This window comes from Thiomicrorhabdus sp. (assembly GCF_041583835.1).
Classification (GTDB): Bacteria; Pseudomonadota; Gammaproteobacteria; order Thiomicrospirales; family Thiomicrospiraceae; genus Thiomicrorhabdus.
The window spans coordinates 149,967-173,350 of record NZ_JBFHFC010000003.1 but is presented as its reverse complement, the minus strand read 5'-3'; the positions used below and the strand labels follow the sequence as shown (position 1 = coordinate 173,350).

Genomic DNA, 23,384 nt, shown 5'->3' with positions numbered 1-23,384 from the left:
CCGGAGCACCCGGATAGCCTGATTCTGCCTAGCCGTGATGGTGAGGCTTCGAGTCTGTTCGGCCCGGAGGCGTTGCCGGAAACGGCACAGCTTTGCTCTTGTTATGACGTCTCCAAGGGCGATGTGATCCAAGCGGTTGAAGGCGGTTGCTGCACCATGGCCGATATCAAGTCCTGCACTCAGGCGGCAACAGGTTGCGGCGGTTGCGCGCAGTTGGTTTCCAATGTCCTGAATCATGAATTGTCGAAGCGCGGTCATGAGGTCAATACCGATATCTGTGAGCATTTCGCCCATACCCGCCAAGAGCTTTTCCATATCTGTCAGGTCGAAGAAATCAAAACATTTGACGAACTCCTTAACAGTCACGGCAAAGGACATGGCTGTGATATCTGTAAACAGGCTTCCGGGAATATCTTTGCTTCTTTGTGGAACAGTTACGCCTTGGAAAAAGACAAAATCCCGTTACAGGATACCAACGACAACTACCTCGGAAATATGCAGAAAGACGGTACCTATTCGGTCATCCCTCGTGTGCCGGGCGGTGAAATTACGCCGGAAAAACTGATTGTTTTGGGTGAAGTCGCGAAGGAATACAAGCTGTACACCAAAGTCAACGGCGGGCAGCGTATTGTGCTTTTCGGAGCGCAAATGAACGATTTACCGGACATTTGGCAGAAGTTGCTGGATGCCGGTTTCGAATCCGGACAGGCTTATGCCAAAGCCTTGCGTACGGTGAAATCCTGTGTCGGTTCAACATGGTGCCGTTATGGTCTGGACGATTCGGTCACCATGGCGATCGATATGGAAAATCGCTATAAGGGGCTGCGCGCACCGCACAAAATCAAAATGGGGGTTTCGGGCTGTACACGCGAATGTGCAGAGGCTCAAGCCAAGGACATCGGTTTGATTTCTACCGAAAGCGGCTGGAATCTTTATGTTTGCGGAAACGGCGGTATGAAACCCCGTCATGCAGATCTGTTTGCCACGGAACTGACTCAAGAAGAGGTCTTCCGGTATGTCGACCGCTTATTGATGTTCTATATCAAGACGGCTGACCGTCTGCAAAGAACCGCCACCTGGATGGATAACCTGGAGGGCGGTTTGAGTTATTTACAACAGGTGGTGATTGAAGACAGTTTGGGCATCGGCGATGAACTGGAATCCCAAATGGCCTCCATCCGGGAATCTTACCAATGCGATTGGCAGAGAGCGGTCAGTCAACCCGAGTATCGTCAAAGATTCCGTTCTTTCGTCAATATCGATTCGCCCGCACCGCAACTTTTCGTTCAGGAGCGCGGCCAAATCCGTCCGGCGACAGAGCAGGAAAAGCTGGACGGTATCGCCGTTGAAATTCGAGAAATCGCTTAAGCATATTGGAGAAGTTGCAGATGAAAGCATTTGAAAAAGTCTGTTCATTAAATGAATTGGTGGCAAATTCCGGTGTGGCCGCTTTGGTTAAAGGTCGCCAGATCGCCTTGTTTTATCTGGATGATCAAGTCTACGCCCTGGATAACTATGACCCGGCCGGTAAGGCTTACGTTCTGTCTCGCGGCATGATTGGCAACTTGGGCGAGGCATTGGTGGTGGCTTCACCGCTGTATAAGGATCATTTCAATTTACAAACCGGCCAGTGTCTGGAGAAACCGGAACTTTCGGTTGAGGTGTTTGACGCCAAGATCGAAGACGGCGATGTTTGGGTGAGCGTTGAGTGATCAGCCGGGAGAAAGCGATGAGTGTACAAACCAACCCAGTCAAAACCACTTGCCCTTATTGCGGTGTCGGTTGCGGTATAGAGATGCAGCCGAAAACACAAACGAATGAAATCGTTTGGCAAGCTTTAGGGGATAAGGTTCATCCTGCGAATTACGGCAAGCTCTGTGTGAAAGGGTCTTCGGTAGGCGAGACGCTCAGCTTTTCAGGGCGCATGCTGGCGCCGCAGGTTCACGGTAAAGCGGTGGATTGGGAAGAGGCAATTACTTTCGTTGCCGATGGGTTTCGTAAGGTGATTGCCGAGCATGGTCCGGATGCCGTGGCTTTTTATGTATCCGGTCAATTATTGACCGAAGATTATTATGTTGCCAACAAGCTGCTAAAGGGGTTTATCGGTACGGCGAATATCGATACCAACTCCCGTCTGTGTATGGCGTCTGCGGTCGTGGGCTACAAGCGTGCTTTCGGTGCCGACGCCGTGCCTTGTTCTTATGAGGATTTGGAATTGGCGGATTTGGTAGTATTGGTGGGTTCCAATGCGGCGTGGGCTCATCCCATCGTTTACCAGCGTTTGGTTGCCGCCAAAAAAGAACGTCCTCAGATGAAAGTGGTGGTTATCGATCCTCGCCGTACCGCGACCTGTGATTTGGCCGATTTACATTTGCCGTTAAAACCGGGAACCGATGCCGCTTTATTCAACGGTCTTTTGTCTTATTTGGTTGCCTCGGGCTCTGTCGATTCCGATTTTATCGCTGAGCATACCGAAGGCTTTAAAGAAGCCTGCGAGATGGCACAAGCTGAATTGGGTACCTTGTCGGCGGTTGCGACCACCTGTGAATTGGATGAAGCCGATTTATTAACCTTTTTTCAATGGACGGTACAGCTCGACAGGATGGTGACGCTTTATTCGCAAGGCGTGAACCAGTCTTCTTCCGGCGTGGATAAATCCAATGCCATTATTAACTGCCATTTGGCGACCGGCCGAATCGGTCGTCCGGGTATGGGACCTTTTTCGATCACCGGGCAGCCGAACGCCATGGGCGGGCGCGAAGTGGGCGGCCTGGCGAACCAGCTGGCAGCCCATATGGATTTCTCTTCTGCGGAAGACATCGACCGTGTAGCACGTTTTTGGCAAGCACGAAATATGGCTCAACAAAACGGCCTGAAAGCGGTAGATATGTTTCAGGCGGTTGCCGAAGGCAAGATCAAGGCTATTTGGATTATCAATACCAATCCGGTCGTATCCATGCCGGAAGCGGACAAGGTGAAAGCCGCGTTACAGGCTTGCGGTTTGGTGGTGGTGTCGGATTGCATGCAGAACACGGATACAACCGAAGTCGCGGATGTGCTTCTTCCCGCATTAACCTGGGGAGAAACGGACGGCATGGTAACCAATTCGGATAGAACAATTTCACGACAAAGACGTTTCATCGACGGGCCCGAATTGGCGCGTTCCGATTGGTGGATGCTGACACAGGTCGCGAAAAAATTAGGGTTCGTAGACGCTTTTGATTATCAGACTCCGGCGGATATTTTCCGGGAACATGCTGAGCTGTCCGGTTTCGAAAACGACGGTAAACGCGACTTTGATATTTCTGCCCTGGCAATGATTTCCAATGAAGAGTACGGCGCATTCAGTCCAATGGCTTGGCCGATCAATGAACAGTTTCCGAAAGGCTGTAAAAGAATGTTTGCCGACGGGCAATTCTATACCCCTAACCGCAAAGCAAGATTTATCGCGGTACAGCCGAGACTGCCCCAAAACCCGACTTCTGAAACTTATCCACTGATTTTAAATACCGGGCGTATTCGCGATCAATGGCACACCATGACGCGGACAGCGAAAACCGCAAAATTAATGGCGCATATCGACGAACCTTTCATTCAAGTGCATCCGTTGGATGCGAAGACATATGGCGTAACAGAGGGTTGCCTGGCAAGAGTGCATAACGATCTCGGCGATTTTGTCGGACGGGTGGTTGTCGATGCAGGGCAAAGACAAGGCAGTCTGTTTGTGCCGATGCACTGGACGGCGCAATACGCGAGTCAGGCGAGAGCGGATGTATTGGTGAAAGCGGCGACCGATCCTTTGTCCGGCCAGCCGGAATCCAAGCACAGCCCGGTCGCGCTTGAGGCTTACGATGTGCAGTGGCAGGGATTTGCATTGAGCCGGACTGAATTGGAAACGTCGGATTTCGATTACTGGATCAAAATCAAAGGCAAATCGTATTTCCACTATGAACTTTCCGGGCAAAAGCTTCTGGAAGATGACCGGGCCTGGTCGAAACTGGCAAATTTTGATCAGGATTTAGACGGTTTGGAAAAAATCGAGTATCAAGACGAAGCAACCGGCACCAGACGCATGGCTTGGTTGAAAGACGGTCAATTGGAGTTGGTGGTGTTTGTCAGTGAACAACAGGCTTTGCCCGGACGTCACTGGTTGGGCGACTTGTTTGCCAAGCAGACGCTGGAAGCGCGAGACAGATTCTATCTGCTGGCGGGGCAGGCATCCGGTGCCAAAGACGAAGGAAAAACGATCTGTTCTTGTTTCAGTGTTGGCTTGAATACTTTGGTGGATGCCATTCATTCCCAAGGTTTAACCAGTGTCGAAGCGATAGGACAGGCCTTGAAAGCGGGTACGAATTGCGGAAGCTGCATACCGGAATTAACCGAAATTTTAAACCAAGAACTGCATGTGGAATTGCATTAATCACGTTCGCCCGACGAGGTCGGGGATGGAGGAAAAAGTGATGGATTATTTACCGATTTTCGTCAAGATTCAAAACCAGCCTTGTTTGATCGTTGGCGGCGGTGTCGTGGCGGCGCGCAAGGCAGATCTGTTCATCCAGGCGGGAGCCGAAGTGACCGTAATCGCACCCGAGTTGAAGAATGAAATGAAGCACCATTTGGCGCAGGGCAAAGTGACCTGGTTGCAGGAGACTTTTTCACCGGACCGGATGGGAATGTTGCCTAAGCCTAAATACGTGATTGCGGCGACAGATGATCAAGCGGTGAATCAAGCGGTTCATGCCTACTGTCAGCAAGCGCAAATTCCATTGAATGTGGCGGATCAAACGGAATACTGCGAATTCATTTTACCGGCGATCGTGGATCGTTCTCCGATGACGATTGCGGTTTCGACCGGAGGACGCTCGCCCGTTTTATCTAGGGTGATGAAGGCGCGTTTGGAAACCTTGATCCCTTCGGGAATCGGCGGTTTAACCGACCTGGTAGGGCGTTATCGCGACAAGGTGAAGGCGGCGTTTGCCAAAGCTGACGACCGCAAAGCTTTTTGGGAAAATGTGTTGCAAAGCAGTTTTGTTGACCAGGCGGCAAGAGGTGAAGTCGAGGTCGCTGAAAAACAATTGCAGCAAGCGTTACAAAAAGCAGATGAAGGCATGTCTTCGCAAGGTGAAGTCTATTTGATCGGCGCCGGTCCGGGAGATCCGGATCTGATGACATTCAAAGGATTGCGTTTATTACAACAGGCCGACGTGGTGGTCTATGACCGTCTGGTGGCACCGGAAATACTGGATATGGCGCGCCGTGAAGCGGAACGTATTTACGTCGGTAAAAAAGACCGCTGGCATGCCGTGCCGCAGCACCGTATTAGCCAAATGTTGTTGGAGCTGGCACAGCAGGGTAAAAAGGTGGCGCGCTTAAAAGGCGGCGACCCTTATATCTTCGGGCGTGGTGCCGAGGAAGTGGAACTGTTGGCAGAACACAATGTGCCTTTCACTGTTGTGCCGGGAATAACTGCGGCGGCGGGTTGTGCCGCCTACGCCGACTTCCCTTTGACGCATAGGGATTATGCCCATTCGGTCAGTTTTGTCACCGGACATCAGAAGTCAGGCGACGCCGAAATCGATTATGCGCGTTTGGCTCAGTCCGGCGACACCATGGTGTTTTATATGGGGGTGAAAAAGGCGAAAGACATTCAGAATGGGTTGTTAACCGCCGGTATGGCTTCAGACACCCCGGCAGCGATTATTGAGAAGGGAACCCGTCCGGATCAAAAGGTGACGGTGATTAGTTTGGCCGATCTGGCGTCGACCATCGAGCAACAGAAAATTCAGCCTCCGGCTTTAATTGTGGTGGGTGATGTCATCAAAGTCAGGGAAAGAATTCGCAGTTTGCAACAACAGGCCGAAACCGCCGCAACCGGGCGGGACGATTATTTAAAGCAGCGGGTTGCAGTATGAACGATTCCGCGCGATTAACACCTCTGGTCGGGTCGGCTGAAGATCATCCTTTCAGCGAGTATTTACGGATATTGGGTAAAGGGCCGAAGTCACGTCGTTCTTTAACCGTGGAAGAAACGCGCGGTGCTGTTCAGCATATTTTGCAGGGAACCGTGACCGATAAGCAATTGGGTGCTTTTCTATTGTTGATGCGAGCCAACGGTGAATCTCAGGAGGAGTTGGTCGGCATCGTGAGCCAATTGCGCGAGTCTTTAGGCATGAACCGGATGGCCGAAGACCGTATCGATTTGGATTGGTCGGCTTATGCCGGCAAGTGGCGTTATCCGCCTTATTTTCTGCTGTCGATAAAGCTGTTGGCCGAAGCCGGGTACCGTATTTTGCTGCATGGCGATATGGGGCAGTTCCAAAATCGACAATATGTGGAATCTTTTCTGCAGCCTTTGGGATTTTCATCCGCCGCGTCTTTGAACGAAGCTCGGGATTTATTGCAAGAACCGAACTTGGTTTATCTGCCGTTGAATGTGATGTCGCCGAAATTGAAAGAGATTTTGCATCTCAAGTCGGAGTTGGGCGTCAGAACGGTATTCAACACGGCCGTGAAATTATTGAACCCTCTGAATGCGCAGGCTTCTATTCAAGGGATATTCCATAAAGGGGTTGAAGAATTGCATCACGCGGTGGCCGAAAGTATGAAGACGCCTAAGAACCTGGTGTTTAAAGGCGAAGGTGGGGAAGCGGAGATACGCCCGGATGCCTTGACGCATCTGTATTTTACCGAGAAGGGAAAATCTCAGTTATCCGACCTGACAGCAGGTGCTTTGATAGACAGGCAGGAGCGTCCTAAACAGTGGCTGCAGCAGGACTTGTTGGCTCTGTGGCAGGGCGAGCTGGAGGATACTTATGGATATCATGCCGTGATCGGTTCGGCCGGTGCGGCTCTGATGCTGTTGGAGGGTATTTCCTATGAAAAAGGTGTGCGGAAAGCCCGGGAACTGTGGGAAAGGAGAAGCTTGAAATGTTGAAAAGAAACTTGGAATCCATAGCGGAATTTGACGAGGTTTTCGACTGGCTGATGGCTCAGGCACAAACCCATACGGAAACCGAAAGCGTCGCTTTGAGTAAAGCGTTGGGCAGGGTATTGGCCGAGCCTGTTTATTCTCCTATGGAGATGCCGCCTTGGCGTCAAGCCGCCATGGACGGCTATGCGTATGCTACTAGATGCAATGAAGAATGGTTGGGCATAAATCGCCATGTCTATGCCGGCGATGTCATGACCGAAGTCGGTGAGCACGGTTTGAACGAGGCGGTCGCGATTATGACCGGCGCTCCGGTTCCTGATCATCTGGATGCGATTCTACCGGTTGAAAAATCTTTCGTACAACGCCGGATGCTCAGCCAGGGTGATATGCGGGAATTTTTATTAAAGCCGGAACAAACTCTGGTTGGGCAACATATTCGCGAAGTCGGGTCAGAGATTGCCAAGGAACAGCTTTTGTTGCCAAAGGGGCAGAAAATAGGTGCCAGGGAATTGGCTTTGTTGGCTTCCGTGGGGGTGACGGAAGTTAAGGTGTCGTCTTTAATGAAAGTGGTTTTGTTAACCACAGGGGATGAATTGGTTGCCGTAGGTGAAAATTTAAGCGCCGGACAAATTTATGAATCCAATTCCTGGTTGATCTCTGCCCTGTGCCAAGCGTTGCCGGTAGAAATGCTTGCGGTTGAGCATCTTGCCGATGATGAAGCGGCTACATGGGAAAAGATCGCTTATTGGGGTGATAGGGCCGATGTCGTTTTAACCATAGGGGGAGCGTCGAAAGGGGAAAAAGACCAGATTAAAAGCTTTTTAAAAAGGCAGCCGAATTCACAGGTTTGGCAATTGAATATGAAACCCGCCAAACCGTTTTCAACGACGCAACTGAAACGCGCTCGACTCATTGCCCTGCCAGGCAACCCCTTGGCGGCATTTATGAGCTTTCAGTTGCTGGTTAAGCCTTTTTTATACAAACTTTCGGGACTAAAGGGGTGGCAGTCGCCATCGCAAAAAATGCGTCTGACGACCCCGTTTGAGAATATGTCCGAAAGGGTGGAGTGGCTGCAAGTGGCGATTTCCGATCAAGGGTTGGAAATCCTCAACGCCCGAGAAATCGGCCAACTGGTTTGTTTAACCCGGGCGGACGGTTATATCCGGGTCAATCCTAAACAATCCTGTCAGGCAGGGGATTGGATCGAATTCTGGAGTTATTCATGATTGGTCTGGTGATTTTGGCCGGGGGAGAAGGCAAGCGTATGGGCGGCCGGGACAAAGGCTGGTGTCAATATAACGGTAAACCGTTTATTGAATGCGTATTGGATGAAATCGAGCGGTCTTCCATTCCCGTGCAGGTTGTTATCAGTGCAAACCGTAATTTGGAGCAGTATCGTAATTTGGGGGTTCCGGTGATCTCCGATCTTCGCGAAGGCTATTATGGTCCTTTAGCAGGATTGGAAGCAGCTTTGTCTTTTGGCGTGGAGCACAATATTGAGCGCTGGATTACCTGGCCGGTGGATTGTTTGGCACTGGATTGCGACTATCCGGGCTTGATGGGGGAAGTTTCAGGTGATCAAACCGCCGTGCTGTCAAAACAGGAAAAGCTGGAGTTCGCCCACCTTTCCGTGAGCGTGAATAAATTAGATTCGTTATCCGAATATTTGAACCATAGTAACCGCTCCATTCGAGGGTGGTTGAAAGAGGAAAAGTCATTGATCCGGGAGTGGAATAAACCTTTGACTCATGCGTTCAATGTTAATTCAACTCATCAATTGTTATCCTGAAAAAGTAAATTTATAAAAAATAATTACAATCAACAGCTTGGATTTTAATGGTGGCAGCGTCCCTCTAATCCAAGATGGGTTGGTTAACCCCAATCGCGTTTAGAGTTTCTCACCGCAAGAAACCAGTATTAAAAAACATGCCGTAAATATGTAATAAAACGACAATTTGGGTAAATGTCTTTTATACTTTTTCATTCAAATAGAATTTTGTATGAGGCAAACTTAATGAATGAGAATTGGTTGAAACGTTTGATCGGATCAATTGTGCAAATCAATCCGGATGTGAGAAAGCGTACGGCAATGATTACGATCTTGCTTGGGATCGCAATGGCCTATTCGCCTTATTGGGTGCATGACATTGTTGAAAAAGAAATGGCTACCGAGGTTTCAAATGTGCTGCTATCAATAGGGTGGTGGGTGCTGGGTATTGGATTGGTACTCTATTTTTTCAACTTATGGTCAGATGTGAAATCCGAAAAAGAATCGTAAAGTCAAAAATCTTCTGAACGGTCAGGGTGGTGATTGTTCGCACTAAAGACGGATGTCTTAAAATTTGGAAGAACTTATTTATAAGTCTTTCGTTCATTCGCCGCCATTCATAGCCAAAATGCACTAACATATCCCACATAAATTTAATGCTACTAAGCCCAGATTAAGGAAGTTGAATGTTAGTTACTCACTCAGGTCGTTTTCATGCCGACGAAGTTTTTGCCATTGCGATGATTCTCATGCTTGGAGAAAAGGAAATTGTCCGTTCCCGAGATCAAGAAGTCATCGATCAAGCGGAGATTGTGTTGGATGTGGGCGCGGAATACGATCCTGAAACTTTACGCTTCGACCATCACCAAAATAGCTTTACCCGTGCTCGCGAAGACGGCACGCCTTATGCCACCGCCGGTTTGGTTTGGGAGCATTACGGGAAAGAAATTTTGGCAAAAAAAGGGCTGGAAGGCGATTACGAACAGCAGTTTGCCTTAGAGTGGGTAGATCAGAAAATCATCAAGGATATCGATGCGGTGGATAATGGCCGTTTTGTCGATGATCCACGTCCTTCCGTGTCGATGTTGATCGGCATGATGAACGCTTCTTCGGCCGATGATATCGAACAGCAAGAAGCGGCATTCAATCAAGCGATTGAGTTTACCAGCGTCATTTTAAATAACTTTATCAAAGCGGCCATTAAAGAAGCCGAAGTGGTGGTGCAGCTTGAGGCGTGCGCTAAGAATGTCGATGAAGGCATTTTAGTGTTGGAAGAAAACCTGCCGTTTAAAGACTTTATTCGTTCTCATCCTGAAATTACCCGTGTGGTTTATCCTAAAGGATCGGAAGGTTACGGCGTTTACTGTAACGGTAACGAGAATCATCTTCCGGAACGATTCAGGGGCTTGAGAGAAGACGAACTCAAGGCCGTAACCGGGTTGGATGATGCCGTGTTCTGTCATAAATCCGGATTTATGTCGGTGTGCCGAAGTTTTGAAAGTGCCATGGTCATGGCAAAAAGTCATTGAGATCGAATTGGCCGTTCTTCATAACTCTTTGTGATTAAAAGTGTTTGTATTTAATTTTGGTTTAATTTAAACTCGAATTTATGAAAATTTCTCACTTAGCACTTATCTTTGTTTTTCTGTTCGGGAATTTGCAAGTTACTTTTGCTTCCGAATCGGAAATGCCAGCTGCTTCGGTTCCAACCATGAATGCCGAGCATGCGTGCTGTGAGGAAAAAATGTCGCATCATGAAATGTCGCACCACGATATGGCCCATCACCAGATGGCGTCCTCCGATCACGCTTGTTGTGACCACGCTCATGCATCGAATAGTGGTTGCCCTCAGTGCGGCGATGATTGTCACTGCGGTAATTTAACCTGCCACTTTTTAAGTTATTCGGTCAGTCTTTCCGATAACGCCGGTCTTTCTTTTCAGCCAGTCATGGCTCGATTGAATCATCCTGATTCAGTCAGATTCGCTTCCATTGATCTTCCTCGCGAAGAGCAACCCCCTAGATTCGCCTAATTTTCTTTTCTTGATTGGATCTGACTGGACGTTTTGTTCATTGTCGGATTTATAGTGATTCAATTTCTGTTCACGTCTTTTCAGGATGTACCGTGTTCGTCCGAACAGAATATACGAAAAGGATTTTATGATGATTCGTCAAACTTGGCTGATTCTATCTATCGCTTTACTGTCTCCCGCAGGTCATGTTCATGCGGCTGAACCACCGTCGAATAATACGTTACCGACATTAGGTGAAGACGATGGAGTATACAAATACGTTTGTCCTATGCACCCGCAGATTGTTCGCGACCATGAAGGCACGTGCCCGATTTGCGGGATGAAACTGGTCAAGCAGCGTTTTTCCGAAGCCGAAACGACACCGGAAATCACACTTAAATCAAACGGACAGGCCTCGGGTGTTATCGGGATGCAGCAACAGTTTGCGATCCGTACGGCCAAAGCCGAAAAACATACGCTTTGGAAATACATTCCTACTTTCGGAAAAGTCGTCGCCGATGAAACTCGCGTGGTGCACATTCATCCCCGGGCTTCGGGTTGGATAAGTGATTTAAGCGTGCGCAATAACGGCGATGCCATTGAAAAAGGACAGCTTCTGTACCGTCTGTATTCACCGGAAATCGTCTCCGCCCAGGACGATTATTTACAGGTTTTGCAGAATCAGAGACGATTGGGTTCTCAGGCAAACTCTTTGGTTAACTCGGCCAAAATTCGGTTACAACTTTTGGGACTGGACGATCAAACCATCAAGAGCATCGCCAAAAAGGGCGAACCGATCCATAAAATTCCGATCTACGCACCGCAAACCGGATTCGTTAACGATCTTATGGTTCAGACCGGTATGTATGTTCAACCGCAAACCGAGTTGATGAGTTTGACCGACCTTTCCAGCGTTTGGGTAGAGGCCGAAGTGTTGCCTTTGCAGCAAGATTGGATCAAGACGGGACTCACGGTCGACGTTCTGACTTCCGCCTATCCCGGAAAGCATTGGGAAAGCCGGATCGATTATCTCTATCCGACCGCCGATCCGGTAACCCAGGCCGTTAAGGTACGCATTCCTTTGGTGAACGACGCTTTACGTTTTAAGCCGAATATGTTGGTGGACACGATCATTTACGGCGGCCCGAGACGAAATGTGTTGGCGATTCCGATGGAAGCCGTGATTGATGACGGCGAAACCAAACGTGTGGTGGTTAAAAACGATAAAGGCGGCTTCCAAGTTAAAGAAGTGGTCACCGGTATGCAAACCCAAGGGGTTGCGGAAGTGGTTTCCGGTATTAAGGAAGGGGAAGAGGTCGTCATCTCCGGCCAGTTCTTAATCGATTCCGAAAGTCAGGTTCAGTCCAATTTACGTCGTTTGGTCGGCCAGAAGCCGCAATCGGCCATGTCGTCCGGCACGTCTGTGCACCATCAACACTAGGAGACTGAAATGATTCGTTCAATAATTTCGGCTTCGATAGAGAATCGGGTTTTGGTTCTGATTTTCAGCGCCATTATCGCGATAGTGGGTTGGAAAGCGGTACAGGATACCCCGTTGGATGCCATTCCCGATCTGTCGGATGTTCAAGTGATTGTCAAAACCCCGTTTGCCGGACAAAGTCCGCAGCTGGTGGAAGATCAGGTGACTTACCCGATCTCCAATTTGATGATGTCGGTTCCTAAAGCCAAGACCGTGCGCGGTTACTCCTTTTTTGGCGACTCTTACGTTTATGTGTTGTTTGAAGAAGGGACGGATCCTTACTGGGCTCGTTCTCGGGTATTGGAGTATCTGAGTCAGGTTAAGGCACAATTGCCGAGCGGTGTTCAGCCTATTTTGGGGCCGGATGCCTCCGGTGTCGGCTGGGTGTATGAGTATGCCTTGGTGGACCGTTCCCATCAGTTGGATTTGGCGCAGCTGCGCAGTTTGCAAGACTGGTTTCTAAAGTTCGAGCTGCAGTCCGTTCCCGGTGTATCCGAAGTCGCCGCGATTGGTGGCATGGTGAAGCAATATCAGGTGGAAGTCGATCCTAACAAACTACGCGCTTACCATTTACCTTTGGAAAAGGTGCAGTCCGCCATTCAGCAAAGTGCGGTCGAGATGGGGGCGTCGGTTATCGAATTGGCCGAAGCCGAGTATATGGTCGGAGTGAAAGGTTATGTGACCAAGCTGAGTGATCTCGAACAGATTGCGGTAGGCAGAAATTCACAGACCAATACGCCGTTACTGTTGAAAGACATCGCACGAGTCAAGCTGGGCACCAAGCCTCGTCGAGGTATTGCCGACCTAAACGGTGAAGGTGAAGTAGTCGGCGGTATTGTGGTGATGCGTTCCGGCGAAAATGCCCAGAAAGTGATTGATGCGGTTAAGCAGAAGATCAAGCAACTTCAACCGGGCCTGCCCAAAGGGGTGGAGTTGGTTGAAGTTTACGATCGTTCGGGATTGATCGGGCGCGCAGTCGAAACCTTGCAGCACAAATTGTTGGAAGAGATGATTGTGGTGGCGTTGGTTTCATTGCTGTTTTTGCTGCACTTGCGTTCCGCTTTAGTGGCAATCATCTCTTTGCCGTTGGGTGTGTTGGGGGCCTTTTTCGTTATGCAACAGATGGGCGTAACCGCCAATATCATGAGTTTGGGCGGGATTGCCATCGCCATCGGAACCATGGTGGATGCGGCAATCGTTATGATTGAAAACGCCCACAAACATTTGGAAGCTTATCGCAAACAAACTGGAGAGGTGCCGCAGGGAAAAACGCATTGGCAATTGATTCTTAAATCGTCGCAAGAGGTCGGTTTACCGCTGTTTTTATCCTTGCTGATTATCGCACTGAGTTTCATGCCGATTTTTGCCTTGCAGGAACAGGCGGGACGGCTGTTTACGCCGTTGGCATTGACAAAAACCTTGGCCATGGCGGTAGCGGCCGGCTTGGCGATCAGTCTGGTGCCGGTTCTGATGGGCTATTTCATTCGTGGTAAATTGCCGGATGAATCCAAGAATCCATTGAACCGGGTTTTAATTCGCATTTACGAACCGGTTTTAAAGCGTTTGTTACGCTGGCCTAAAACCATTATCGGTGTGGCCGTATTGGCTCTGGTGACTATGGTTTATCCATGGCAGCAGACCGGTTCGGAATTTATGCCGGAACTGGAAGAGGGCGATTTACTGTACATGCCGACGACCTTGCCGGGGCTGTCGATTGGTGCGGCACAAGCCTTGTTGCAGGATACCGACCGAATCATAAAAGGCTTTCCCGAAGTGAAAAGCGTGTTCGGCAAGATCGGCCGTGCCGATACCGCAACCGATCCCGCACCATTGACGATGATCGAAACCACTATTCAGCTTAAAGATAAGTCCGAATGGCGCGAGGGCATGACGTTATCTAAATTAATCGATGAACTGAACGGCGCGGTCTCCATTCCCGGATTAACCAATGCTTGGGTGCAGCCGATCAAAACACGAATCGATATGCTCTCCACCGGAATCAAAACCCCGATCGGTATCAAGGTTTCCGGCGACGATCTGGCTCAAATCGAGAAGATCGGCAAACGGGTCGAGGCCGTGGTTGCGAAAGTACCGGGAACCTTATCGGCGTTTTCCGATCGATCGGAGGGCGGACGTTATATCGACATTTTGCCCAAACGTGCCGATGTCGCCCGTTACGATTTAAGTATGGCGCAACTGGCGAACATCGTCGGTTCCGCCGTCGGCGGCAAAGTTCTACAGGAAACCATCGAGGGGCGCGAACGTTACAGTCTGAATTTGCGTTATCCGCAAGTTTGGCGTAACTCGGTGGAGGCGCTTAAGCAGCTGCCGATTGTGACGGCTTCGGGAGCGCAAATCCAGTTGGGAATGGTGGCGGATATCAAAGTCCGCATGGGCCCGCCGGTTATCAAGTCGGAAAACGCCCGTTTGAACGGTTGGACTTTTGTCGATTTGAAACCGGGAACGGATCTGGCGGGGTACGTCGAACAAGCGCGAGCCGAAGTGGCCGAGAAGGTCGACTTACCTTCGGGGTATAGCATTCAGTGGTCGGGGCAGTATGAATATCTGCTCAAAGCACAGAAGAAACTGTCTGAAATCGTGCCGCTGACGATCTTGATCATTTTCGTCCTGTTGTATTTGATCTTTAAGAGTGTCAGCGAGGCGTTGATGATCCTGTTGGTGATTCCTTTCGCTTTGCTCGGGTCGGTATGGTTTATTTGGGCTTTGGGCTTCCACTTTTCGATTGCCGTCGCGGTCGGCATGATCGCCTTGGCGGGGGTTGCCGCCGAATTCGGGGTTGTCATGCTGATTTACCTTAAAAACGCAATTGAAGCGGCCAAGGCAGAAGGGCGCTATAACAACGCCGATGATTTACGGGCGGCCATTATGCACGGTGCGGTGCGCCGTGTACGTCCTAAAGCGATGACGGTTAGCGTGATCGTGGTGGGCTTGTTGCCGATTATGTTTGCTACCGGAACGGGGGCTGAGGTGATGCAGCGTATTGCGGCACCGATGGTTGGAGGGATGATTTCTGCGCCTTTGGTTTCAATGATTTTGATTCCGATCCTGACCTATTTGCTGTATTTGAGAAAAGGGTTTTCAAATACGGCCGCCGCCGATGAAAAGGAGTTATAAGATGAAACGAATCCTATTTTGCGTTTTCATTCCCGTTTGCATGAGTTTGATGATGCAGGCCAAGGCGTCGGATACATTGCCGGAAACGGCGCCGGCAGGTAAATTGGCTTTGTCCGACTTGTTTGAATTGGCTTTGCAGACCAATCCGAGTTTAAGCCGTGCCGATGCCGAGCAGGCGGCGGCTTATAGTTCTCTGCAAGATGCCCGTGGCCTGTTGAAACCGGAAGTCCGTTTCAACAGTGAACTGAGTTATGCCTGGATGAAAATGGATGAATTTCCACGTACCGCTAACCAGCTGATAGCGACTTATCCGCTTTATGAACCGCAATTGAACGATTTGAACAAGTCGGCCGATTCGACGTATCAAAGCAAACAGTGGCGTTCCGAGGCGGAAAAGCAGAAGGTGCTGTTCAAGGTGGCGGAGTTGTATTTCACTTACTGGCAGCAGCGCGAAGATTTTCTGTTTCTTAAGAAAGAACAACGTTCGATCGAATCGATCATCAAGCAGGTTCGCCAGCGTTTTCAAGTCGGTTACCAAGACCTGAACGATATCGTCGAAATTCAGTCGCGCCTTGATTTCAACCATGCGGAACTGCTCAAGGCGGAGCAGGATTTTCGTCAGACCGAAGCGAAATTGACGGCGGTGCTGGGAGACGCTTCTACATTTTCTTACGATGCATTGAGTTTTCCGCTTAAGCAAGCGCCGCAATTGGCTCGGCTTGAGCGGGAAGTGAATGTTGCGAAGGCCGAAAATGCTCAACAGGCCTGGTCAAAACTGGTTATTAATAATCCGCTTTTATTGGCTTTGGAGCAACAGGTTCAAGCGGCGCAGAAGCAAGTCGAGTATGTGAAAAACAAAGATTCGGTACAGGTGGAAGCCTTCGGTGCGTTGGTCTATAACGATTCGGATAAAAACTTCTATGATGATATGCAGGGAGCCCGTGGCGGTTTGAGATTGAATGTACCGCTTTATCTGGGCGGTCGAACCGAAGCGGCGGTTTCCAAGCAGCGCTCTCAAGTGAAAGAACTCTTGGCCATGAAGCGTGAAGCCAGTCTGTCTCTGGAAGCTCAAGCCCGGAATGCCTGGTTGGCATTGCAGACCGGTACGACTCGTTTGAAAGCCTTGAAAGCGGCACTCGAGTCCAGTCGGCAGGCGGTTAAAGCCAGCGAGCAAGCGTTGAAAACCGGACGTAGAAATGTACTGGATCTGTTGGATGCACAGCGTCATCTGCACAAGATTGAAAGGGATTTACCTATCCTGAAAGCCGATATTTGGAAAAGCTATTATCTGTTCTATTGGACAATCGGTCATTTGAATGAAAAAACCTAAAGGAGTGTGTAAGAAAATTCTATAAACGGGGTTTATAAATATAGGATTCAAATCAAATTGAGGTTGAGTTAAGTTTGAATCAAGTTTTTGATTTTTATACATAAGTTAAGTTGTTAATATAAATGTTAATTTATTGGAGAAAAGCAAATGTCTAAGAAAACGAGAAGAGAATTTTTGAAATTGGCGGGTGCGGCAACGGCGACAACATTAAGTGGATCTGCATTGGCTTCGGAAAACCCGTTTGGCATCAAACCTCTGAAAGGGGGCTATGAGCAGGTGGCGGCCGTGGAAGGTAATTGCGGCGAAGGTAAATGCGGCGCCAGTATGGGGATGCCGGACGTAACTCCGCCGACCGCACCAAAGCCCGAAGATAAATCGCAAGAAGGGAAATGCGGCGGTAACGTCGAACCGGCCCCTAAACCGCCTAAAGACGAAGAAGGTAAATGTGGCGGGCGTACCAATTAATCGATCCGCTCACGTTCTTTACTGAGTTTTGTTTATCAAAGCCGCACGAAATTCTCTTTCTGCGGCTTTTTTTGTGATTTTTGAAGGGCTTACTTTTTTTCGTTCAGCGCTTCCAAAAGGTCTTCCACTTGTAAACGGCAACAGCCATTGCCGTCCGAGGCATAGGTTTTCGCACGTACCTTATCCCGAGTGTCGGCGCCGTCGACGATGGCCTGAATGACATCGATCTTCTTAACCTCGTTGCAGACGCACAGGTTCCTATCCAAATTTTTCTTTAGAATTTCCGGTAACTTTTCGAGTGCATCTTCCAACATGTTTCATAACCTTGCTTGTAATCGATTCCGATTGACGGGGCGGATATTTTAAGCGATTCACCTTTGCATGAGAGCGAATTTTTAAATCCAGCCGAGAGAACGATTAGCCCCGGCGATTAAGCCGGGCGTGGATTATGGGTTAATCAGGGACAGTACGAATGGTAGAACAAACGCCGATACCGAGGCGGATAACGCCATTGCCAATCCGGCGAAAGCGCCCATTTGCTGATTGATTTGTAAAGAGGTGGCGGTACCCAAACCGTGCGCGGTCACACCCATGGCGACGCCTTTGATGTTATCGTCGTTGATCTTGAACAGTTTGAACAGCCAAACCCCCATGATGGCACCGAGAACGCCGGTAATAACGACAAACACTGCCGTCAAGGTCGGCAGGCCGTTGATCTGTTCGGAAATCCCCATGGCGACGGGCGCGGTGACCGATTTGGGAATCATCGACAAGATGGTTTCCGTACTTGCTCCAAGCGCGCGGGCGATGAAGTAAGCACTGAATCCGGAAACGGTGATTCCGCAAATGACGGCGACCGTCATGGGTAACCAAATTTTTTTCAGTTTGCTTAATTGGTAAAACAGAGGGATCGCCAGTGCAACGGTGGCCGGTCCTAGCAGAAAATGAATAAACTGGGCACCCGAGAAATAGGAATCGTAAGGAATATCCATGACGGAAAGGACGGCGATAATCATCACAATCGAGGTTGCGACCGGTGTTAATAACGGATTGCCACGGCCTTTCCGGTAGATTTGGAGTGCCAGAAGGTAACAGGTCAAGGTGAGGGTCAGCCCGAAAAGCGGACTGGCGGCCAGATAAACCCAGATGGCGGAATAGTCGTTCATTTTGGATTCCTGTTCATCAGTTTCGTCATCAACATCATGGTCCAGGCCGTGACCAACAATCCTAGAACCGTACTGCTCAGAAGGGCGATCGTAATGGCCAGCCATTCGTCTTGCAGCCTACTTAGATGGATCATCAACCCGACGCCCGCCGGGATAAACAGCAACGAGAAATGCGACAGAATCATTTCCGTCGGCTTGAGTAGCTGATCGGCAAAAGAGCGTTTGACCAGCAGACTGAACAGCATCAGCAGCATACCGATGACCGGTCCCGGTACGGTCATATTGAATTCGCGCACAATCAGCTCTCCTACGAGCTGATAAATCAATAAAATCGTCATTACGGATAAAAACGGCATAGCTGTTCCATGTGAGTAAAAGGGGTTTTAGCCTATTCTAATGCCATTTTGGCTTAAATGCGCTAGCAATTAAATAGAATGATGATGCCATCAATCGTCATAGGCTTAATTGTCGTTTTTAAGTCAGGGGGATATGCGGTTTAGGCGGCTTTTTGATTGTCATATAGGTTTCATCTAGCTGTCATCACAAGCGGATTTGTAGTGGATTATGATGACGTTTTTCTATCGATAGGTGGGGGCGGAAACATGAAGATTTGTCTTTTTACCGATACGTTGGGCGATTTGAACGGCGTCTCCCGTTTCATTCAAGATATGGGCGAACAGGCGTTTGCCAACCAAGTTGAATTGCATATCGTCACCTCAACCGGCAAGCCGATTCCGGATAAACCTTATATTCATAACCTGCCTTATCGTTTTAAGATGCCGATGCCGTTTTACCAAGAGTTGGATCTGGTTTTTCCGGGAAAAAAGATCATCAGCGAAAAGCTGGCCGAACTGCAACCGGATTTGGTGCATATTTCCACGCCCGGACCTTTCGGATGGGCGGCTAAACGCTGCGCGCAAAAAGCGGGTTATCCGTTAGTGGGAACGTATCATACGGATTTTCCGGCTTACTTGTACGACCTGACCGGTTTCAAGTGGGTGAAGCACAGAACCGACAAGGTGATGAAGTGTTTTTACCATCCTTTTCAGCACGTGTTTTCACGATCTGAAGCGTATCTGGAAGTCATGGCGAGTGATGTCGGTATCGATTATCAACGTGCTTCGGTTCTGTTTCCGGGTACCAATCTAGAGCGTTTTAATCCGCAGCATCGCGACACGGATGTTTGGCGTCACTTCGGCTTGTCTGACAGCCGTTTGAAAGTGCTGTATGTCGGACGCATCAATGTCGAAAAGAACTTTCCGTTTCTGGTGGAGGTCTGGAAAAAGTTTTGCGAGAAATATCCGCGTATCAAAGCGGATTTGGTGATGGTCGGCGAGGGTCGTTATCGCAAATGGGCCGATGAGTTGCGTCCTCATCACGCTTACTTTCTCGGGCCGGTACAAGGCGAGTTATTATCCAAAGTGTATGCGTCTGCAGACCTGTTTGCCTTCCCGTCGATTACCGATACGTTGGGGCAGGTCGTGATGGAAGCGCAAGCCAGTGGTTTGGGGTGTTTAGTCTCCGATATCGGCGGGCCGCAAACCTTGGTGATCGATAATGAAACCGGACGGATTTTGAAAGCGGACGATCAGGAGGTCTGGGTTGAGGCATTGCAGACGGCATTAAGCCAGAAACCCTTACGCGAGCAGTGGTCAAGAAGAAGTCGACCGCATATGGAGCAATATGATATCGTTGCTTCTTTTCAGCACTTCTTAGAAGTTCACCAGAGAATTCATCGCGAATATGCCGGTAAAACTTAATTTTGAAAATGAGCGCAGAGGCGAATTGTTTGCACTCGCTTTGACACTGATCGAAGCCTGGTTTCCTATTTTTGCCTTTTACAGTGTCGCCGCATTGGGCGGTTTGCACGCTTATTTTTACAGTCTGTTGTTGTCCGCACTGTTTTTAGGCGGTTGGTGGTGGTTGCGTCAAAAACAGCATGAAATCAAACGGACGGCCGCTTATAAAGATTTGGCATTAACCAGTCTGTTTATCACCACGCTGTTTGCGCTGACGTTTATCGGGCTGCAATACACCTCCGCCACCAATGTCGCCATTATTCTTTTTTTGCAGATCTTGTTTGCTTATCTTTTCCTGGGACGACGCCAGGGCGAACGTATGGATGCCAGGCATACCGTGGGTGCAGCCTTGATGACCGTCGGTGCTTTATTGGTCTTGTTTCCCGGCGAGTGGGCGATCAATAAGGGCGATATTCTGGTGTTGCTTGCCGCTATGATTGCGCCACTGGCAAACTTATACCAAAAAAAGGCGCGTGCTCAAGTCTCCAGTGAAACCATTCTTCTGGTCAGATCGGTTATCGCCTTGCCGTTTATCTATGTGTTGGCTGTTATTTTTGAACCCACTCCGGCATGGGCGCTTATTCAACAGCAATGGGTGTGGTTGGGGTTGACCGGTTTTCTGGTGTTTTTTGTCGGTAAATTATTATGGGTGGAAGCGATTCATTTGCTGCCCATCACCAAAGTTAACGCCTTGTTCGCATTTGCGCCATTGATGACTTTAGGGCTGGCCTATTGGGTTCTGAATCAAATTCCGACCGTATCGCAATTAGTCGGCATTATGCCGATCCTGGTCGGTGGCTATTTGATTACCCGTAAATAAGCATTTTGCTTACAGGTTTGTACGGTTTATTTTTGTCTATCCGGTTGGATTCTTTTTTAATTGACCGTTTATAACGTTTCATTGTGGTGCACATATCTACATTGTCGGCGAATATGCTTGGCCCGATATTCCTAAGCTTTTTATTTTAAATGACTTTTCATGAAAAGAATGGCGATTGCTTTGTTTCTCTTCACGAAAGTAATTTAACTTAAGGGAAGGTGGTATGCGGCTGACTTGGACATCGATTGTTCTATTGAATGGAGTATTCGCTGGGGTATTCATCGCAGTAGTGAGTTCTTTAGGTTGGGAATCCAACAAATGGATTTTAGTTCCGGTTATGGCCGTTGGAGGCTTGATTTCAGCAGCGATACTGTACCGAGCTTTATTGGCAGAACAACAAGCGTATATTCATCAATTGCTGAAAGGGGATACAAGCCCAACGACAGAGTTAAGCGAAGGTTGGCGGGAATCATTGACGGCCTTGAAAGAACCCAAAATCCAGACGGGTGGAATGGGCGATTTGCTGCATGTTCTGGAAGACGGTGATTTAGCGGCCGTGGACGTATTAAAGGATCACTTTTCGGAAGAAGAAGTGGCCCGCGTTACAGGTTTGCTTGAACAGAATCAGCAGGCCTCCGGCGTTTTAAACGAAGTCATCAAATCGATACAGAGTGCCGATTTCGGCGGTGAATTGACTTTGAGCAAAGCCCGGGACGATATACAGGAAGCGCAACAAACCGTTGAAGCCATGGCGCAAGAGTTATTGGCGATGCAGCATCAAGGGGCTTCCCGCGAGTCTGCTTTGGCGGCAATCAAAAGTCACCTTGAAAGTCATCCAAATTTCTTGGCTTGCTGGAGCGGGTGGGAACCGAATGCTTACGATGCTCAGGACGAAAAATGTCAATCGGCCGGCTGGCATGACGAGACCGGGCGCTTTATGCCGTTCTGGGGGCGTTCAGGCAATGATCTCGGTCTGGAACCTCTCGTGGATTATGAGGTGCCGGGGTTAGGCGATTTCTATTTAAAACCGCTGCACAGCAAACAGCCGCAAGTGGTTGATCCTTATATGTACCCGGTCGGCGATGACGAGTTTTTGATTACCAGTGTGGTGACGCCGATTATCGATAACGGCAAAGTGGTTGGTGTTGCCGGGGTGGATATTTCATTGTCGCGCCATTTGGATGAATTGTCCGAAGGTCTTAATCCGCAGAACAAGATGACCGTACAAAGTAGCGTCGAGGCGATGCTTAATCTTAAAAGTGCGATCGCCGAAGTCACGCGCGTGATGTTTTTTATGGCCAACGGTCAGTTCAGTCATCGAATCGAAAAGGCACTGCCGGGCGATTTGCTGGGATTGAAAGAAGCGGTCAACGACACGGTTTCGGCGCTGGAAGCATCGATGGCGGAGATTAATCGAGTAATGGAAGCGTTCTCAGGCGGTGATTTGAGCAAGCTGATTGAAGGAGATTATCAAGGCGATTTGAAAGTATTGAAATCGGGTATCAATCTGGCAATTGAGAATTTGCACGGAATTCTCGGACAAACGGCAGGTACGACTCAAACCGTTGTGGAAAATACGCTGGCATTGGAAGCCGATAATCATAATTTGAATTCGCGTACCCAGCAGCAGGCCGCTTCTCTTGAAGAGACGGCGGCGAGTATGGAGGAGTTGACTCAGACCATTCGCAATACCGCACAAGAATCCTCCAGCGCATCAAAACTGGCTGCTCAGGTTAAAGAGCATGTGGAACGTGGTGCGCAGGTTGTGAACCAAACTCAGGCGTCGATGACCGAAATTCATCAGGCGAGCCGGAAGATTGCAGACATTGTGCAATTGATTGACGGAATCTCATTTCAAACCAATCTGTTGGCTCTGAATGCCGCGGTTGAAGCGGCTCGTGCCGGTGAGCACGGACGCGGATTTGCCGTGGTGGCGGGAGAGGTTCGTAACTTGGCGTTGCGCGCTTCACAGGCATCTAACGACATTAAGGGATTGGTGGAGCAGAATCTATCAATGGTGAATCACGGTCAAAGTCTGTCCGGCGATTCCGCGGAAGCGTTGCAACAGATTAACGACAATATCGATGAGTTGGTGCGCATCGTTACCCAGATCAGTTCTGCCGCCGAGCAGGAAATGGGTGCGACGGAACAGGTCAATCAGGCTATTTCGCAATTGGATCGCTTCACCCAGGAAAATGCGGCTTTGGCCGATCAGTCGTCGAAATTGAGTTTGGCCATGTCGGGAAGCGCTAAAGAATTGCAGGCGGTTATGTCAACGATCAAGCTTTAAATTGCAGGGCGATTACGTGGATGAAATGAGCGCGTTCTTAGTCCTTTTTTGAGGCGCATCGATTTTTTTGAGCTTAATATTAGTAGGCTTATTTACGGTTTATCCCTAATTGGTTAGAATCGAATTTCATGTGCAATTATTTCTAATTCAAACTGCATAATTATAATCAAGCGGACAATAAAAGGTTTC

Annotated in this window: 20 protein-coding genes; 17 read left to right on the top strand and 3 right to left on the bottom strand. The window is 49.1% G+C overall.

Annotated elements, in window-relative coordinates:
- The 14 genes from ABY044_RS03085 to ABY044_RS03020 form a co-directional block, all read left to right on the top strand.
- On the top strand, positions 1–1,368 hold a 1,368-nt coding region (locus ABY044_RS03085; RefSeq protein WP_373018050.1), incomplete at its 5' end, for a (2Fe-2S)-binding protein.
- A 20-nt stretch (positions 1,369–1,388) separates the two neighbouring features.
- Complete coding sequence (nirD, locus tag ABY044_RS03080) at positions 1,389–1,712, top strand: nitrite reductase small subunit NirD (protein ID WP_373018048.1); 324 nt, start codon at positions 1,389–1,391, stop codon at positions 1,710–1,712.
- A gap of 17 nt (positions 1,713–1,729) precedes the next feature.
- Positions 1,730–4,420: a molybdopterin-dependent oxidoreductase gene (locus ABY044_RS03075; RefSeq protein ID WP_373018046.1), complete on the top strand. Its 2,691-nt coding sequence runs from the start codon at positions 1,730–1,732 to the stop codon at positions 4,418–4,420.
- A gap of 40 nt (positions 4,421–4,460) precedes the next feature.
- On the top strand, positions 4,461–5,912 hold the full coding sequence (gene cysG / locus ABY044_RS03070; protein ID WP_373018044.1) for a siroheme synthase CysG: 1,452 nt from the start codon (positions 4,461–4,463) through the stop codon (positions 5,910–5,912).
- Positions 5,909–6,934, top strand: a complete 1,026-nt coding sequence (locus ABY044_RS03065) for a glycosyl transferase family protein (RefSeq protein WP_373018042.1) — start codon at positions 5,909–5,911, stop codon at positions 6,932–6,934. Before cysG ends, ABY044_RS03065 begins: the two co-directional genes overlap by 4 nt.
- Positions 6,928–8,157, top strand: coding sequence for a molybdopterin molybdotransferase MoeA (locus tag ABY044_RS03060; RefSeq protein WP_373018040.1), 1,230 nt, complete (start codon positions 6,928–6,930; stop codon positions 8,155–8,157). Before ABY044_RS03065 ends, ABY044_RS03060 begins: the two co-directional genes overlap by 7 nt.
- Positions 8,154–8,720, top strand: a complete 567-nt coding sequence (locus ABY044_RS03055; RefSeq protein WP_373018038.1) for an NTP transferase domain-containing protein — start codon at positions 8,154–8,156, stop codon at positions 8,718–8,720. Before ABY044_RS03060 ends, ABY044_RS03055 begins: the two co-directional genes overlap by 4 nt.
- Positions 8,721–8,945: 225 nt before the next feature.
- Positions 8,946–9,209, top strand: coding sequence for a hypothetical protein (locus tag ABY044_RS03050; protein WP_373018036.1), 264 nt, complete (start codon positions 8,946–8,948; stop codon positions 9,207–9,209).
- A gap of 176 nt (positions 9,210–9,385) precedes the next feature.
- On the top strand, positions 9,386–10,228 hold the full coding sequence (locus ABY044_RS03045) for an MYG1 family protein (protein WP_373018034.1): 843 nt from the start codon (positions 9,386–9,388) through the stop codon (positions 10,226–10,228).
- 158 nt (positions 10,229–10,386) lie between these two features.
- The gene (locus ABY044_RS03040) at positions 10,387–10,731 is read left to right on the top strand and encodes a hypothetical protein (RefSeq protein ID WP_373018032.1); all 345 of its coding nucleotides are present in this window, start codon (positions 10,387–10,389) and stop codon (positions 10,729–10,731) included.
- Between the two features lie 130 nt (positions 10,732–10,861).
- On the top strand, positions 10,862–12,151 hold the full coding sequence (locus ABY044_RS03035; protein ID WP_373018030.1) for an efflux RND transporter periplasmic adaptor subunit: 1,290 nt from the start codon (positions 10,862–10,864) through the stop codon (positions 12,149–12,151).
- Between the two features lie 9 nt (positions 12,152–12,160).
- Positions 12,161–15,325 (top strand): efflux RND transporter permease subunit, encoded by a 3,165-nt coding sequence (locus tag ABY044_RS03030; RefSeq protein ID WP_373018028.1) that lies wholly within the window; start codon positions 12,161–12,163, stop codon positions 15,323–15,325.
- Position 15,326: 1 nt separating this feature from the next.
- On the top strand, positions 15,327–16,655 hold the full coding sequence (locus tag ABY044_RS03025; RefSeq protein ID WP_373018026.1) for a TolC family protein: 1,329 nt from the start codon (positions 15,327–15,329) through the stop codon (positions 16,653–16,655).
- Between the two features lie 147 nt (positions 16,656–16,802).
- Positions 16,803–17,120 carry a twin-arginine translocation signal domain-containing protein gene (locus tag ABY044_RS03020; protein WP_373018024.1) on the top strand — a complete coding sequence of 106 codons (318 nt, stop codon included), beginning with the start codon at positions 16,803–16,805 and terminating at the stop codon, positions 17,118–17,120.
- Between the two features lie 89 nt (positions 17,121–17,209).
- Here the strand turns inward: ABY044_RS03020 and ABY044_RS03015 are convergent, their stop codons facing one another.
- The 3 genes from ABY044_RS03015 to ABY044_RS03005 all read right to left on the bottom strand — a co-directional run bounded on the left by ABY044_RS03015 (position 17,210) and on the right by ABY044_RS03005 (position 18,642).
- On the bottom strand, positions 17,210–17,434 hold the full coding sequence (locus tag ABY044_RS03015) for a (2Fe-2S)-binding protein (protein WP_373018022.1): 225 nt from the start codon (positions 17,432–17,434) through the stop codon (positions 17,210–17,212).
- A gap of 132 nt (positions 17,435–17,566) precedes the next feature.
- Entirely contained in the window at positions 17,567–18,286 is a 720-nt protein-coding gene (locus ABY044_RS03010; protein ID WP_373018020.1) for an LrgB family protein, read from the bottom strand.
- Entirely contained in the window at positions 18,283–18,642 is a 360-nt protein-coding gene (locus tag ABY044_RS03005) for a CidA/LrgA family protein (RefSeq protein ID WP_373018018.1), read from the bottom strand. Before ABY044_RS03005 ends, ABY044_RS03010 begins: the two co-directional genes overlap by 4 nt.
- A 246-nt stretch (positions 18,643–18,888) precedes the next feature.
- Here ABY044_RS03005 and ABY044_RS03000 point away from each other — a divergent pair, with 246 nt between their 5' ends.
- From ABY044_RS03000 to ABY044_RS02990, 3 genes are all read left to right on the top strand, one after another.
- Positions 18,889–20,046, top strand: a complete 1,158-nt coding sequence (locus ABY044_RS03000) for a glycosyltransferase family 4 protein (RefSeq protein WP_373018016.1) — start codon at positions 18,889–18,891, stop codon at positions 20,044–20,046.
- Positions 20,030–20,905 (top strand): DMT family transporter, encoded by an 876-nt coding sequence (locus tag ABY044_RS02995; protein WP_373018014.1) that lies wholly within the window; start codon positions 20,030–20,032, stop codon positions 20,903–20,905. Before ABY044_RS03000 ends, ABY044_RS02995 begins: the two co-directional genes overlap by 17 nt.
- A gap of 223 nt (positions 20,906–21,128) precedes the next feature.
- Positions 21,129–23,195: a methyl-accepting chemotaxis protein gene (locus ABY044_RS02990; protein WP_373018012.1), complete on the top strand. Its 2,067-nt coding sequence runs from the start codon at positions 21,129–21,131 to the stop codon at positions 23,193–23,195.
- The last annotated feature ends 189 nt before the right edge of the window (positions 23,196–23,384 follow it).